The 1,954-nt window shown below is 41.4% G+C and carries 1 protein-coding gene; it reads right to left on the bottom strand.

What is annotated here, in order from left to right; translation table 11 throughout:
• Nucleotides 1-229: 229 nt before the first annotated feature.
• Nucleotides 230-1,849: a hypothetical protein gene (locus H6G17_RS32265; RefSeq protein ID WP_192162816.1), complete on the bottom strand. Its 1,620-nt coding sequence runs from the start codon at nt 1,847-1,849 to the stop codon at nt 230-232.
• Nucleotides 1,850-1,954: the final 105 nt, after the last annotated feature.

The raw sequence follows: 1,954 nt of genomic DNA, 5'->3' as shown, positions 1-1,954 counted from the left end.
TCTTGGGCAGAGGCTGACATATGGCGAGCGTCTTTGAGTTTCATGGCACACTCCAGACTTAGCTACTTTTTTATGTTAACTAATCCCTGCTCTGGTTAGTATAGATGTTGAAGACTGCAACAATAATTGGGTTTTGAAGAGATGTACTGAAGCAGCTAAGTTACAAATACTATAAAAGCGTTATTGCTATTGTAGTAGCGAGTTAACGCTCTAGTCAAAAACACAAGTGCTACAGTGATAAATCTCTACTTTTAGAAGCAACACCATTAGCGCGGTCTGCTACCTTAGAATCCATGTAAATTCCACTTTTAGGGGTGTAAGTTTGCCTAATAACCTGTTGGCGCTGCTGTTGTAGATCTTTCATAATCTGTTTTAAGGGAATCAAGTCAATACCTTTCTCAGCTTTTGACTCCGATTCAGCTACTACCTTAGCAGCCACAATCTTAAAATACATCTCTCGCTGCTCTGCAATAGAGAGCTTACCACTATTTACTCGAATTTTCTGATTTATTTCGTCGTTTCCTTGCATCATGGCATTAGACCACAGTTGACCTTCCCGTTGAAGATGATTCCATTCTTGGGCTAGAAAAGGATGAAGAGTCAGGGCAAGCTCGCCAATACCTTTTATTTCCTGGTTTTGGTTTAATTGTTGTTGAGACCGAGTGGTAGGTATACTGCTACTATTAGTACCATTAAATAGCTGCTCCAGATCGAATAACTGTGCTTTTTGAGCCATCAGCTTAATATAATTGATATCTGACTCAGAAATATTCATTTTGGTAATTTCTTGAGAAATTCCTTCAGCTCTTTTTTCAAGCTGAAATTCAACCAGCTCTTGCCGATCGCCATTAACTGTAGTTTTATATAAAGATAAACTAGCTTTATTATGCTCTGGGTCGCGGCGGCGAACAATCGTTAATTCACCCACAGTCAGTTTATCTGTTTTTGCCTTTTGTAGAATCCCATTCAGCGTTCCAAGCAATTCAACTTGTTTGAAACTTTCTAAAGTGGCGAGCGTTCCCGCTGGTGCGAGGGAACCTAGAGTATTAGCCACATCTCTGAGGTCGGATGTAGAGAGCGATCGCAGTGTTTTCCTATCTGCCAAGCGTTCTGCTACCATCACGAATTCCTGCCGTTCTGCTGGTAGCATCTCCTTCGATCGCCCAGTTATTTTAGGCGTGCCATTTCGCTCTAGTTTAAATTCCATCAAAGGCTGTTTGAAACCTTGTAATTCATCTTGACGGCGATGAATCGTAAACTTATCACCTTGTTTGATAATTGCAAAAGCATCACTACGATACAAAAGCGAACCATCAGTTTGAATTTGACCGTAGCGTTTTAGTAGTGCCGTAGCTGTCTTAGCAATCCTTTTATTCTCAGATGCAAGGCGCTGGCGCTCTAATTTTTGATTGATAATTTTATAAATGGGAATGTGGAGCTGACGCACCCACTGCTTGGTTCCAGATTGAATTTTTGGACTGTCGAGTACTTGCTTGTAAGTATATTCAACAGCATTTTTGGGGACAACTGAATGTTGATTTTGCTCTTGGCTAACTTGTCGTGGCTGACTGGAAACGGTGGTTTTTGCTCTAACGCTGTCTTGGCTTGCTTCTGTCGATTTAACTCGCTCCGAGTTGCGATCTTCTACTACTAAATTTGAAGAAAGCTCTTCTAGTTGCTGTTGGTAATTTTTAATTGTGGCAGCACTTTGGAGAAATACGTTAGCTATCCGCTCGTCAATAGATGCTAAATCTTTCACTGTTTCTCCCAACCGAGCTGAACTTTCACTGGCAGCTACAGTCTGACTCAATTTTGCTAGCTCTTCCGCCTTCTGGTTGCGTGTTGCCATTAATTTACTAACCAGAGCAGGGATTAGTTAACATAAAAAAGTAGCTAAGTCTGGAGTGTGCCATGAAACTCAAAGACGCTCGCCATATGTCAGCCTCTGCCCAAG

The sequence above is a fragment of the Chroococcidiopsis sp. [FACHB-1243] genome (genome assembly GCF_014696895.1).
Classification (GTDB): domain Bacteria; phylum Cyanobacteriota; class Cyanobacteriia; order Cyanobacteriales; family Chroococcidiopsidaceae; genus Chroococcidiopsis.
Note: the sequence above shows the minus strand (reverse complement) of the source record. Positions and strands in the feature narration are given on the sequence as shown.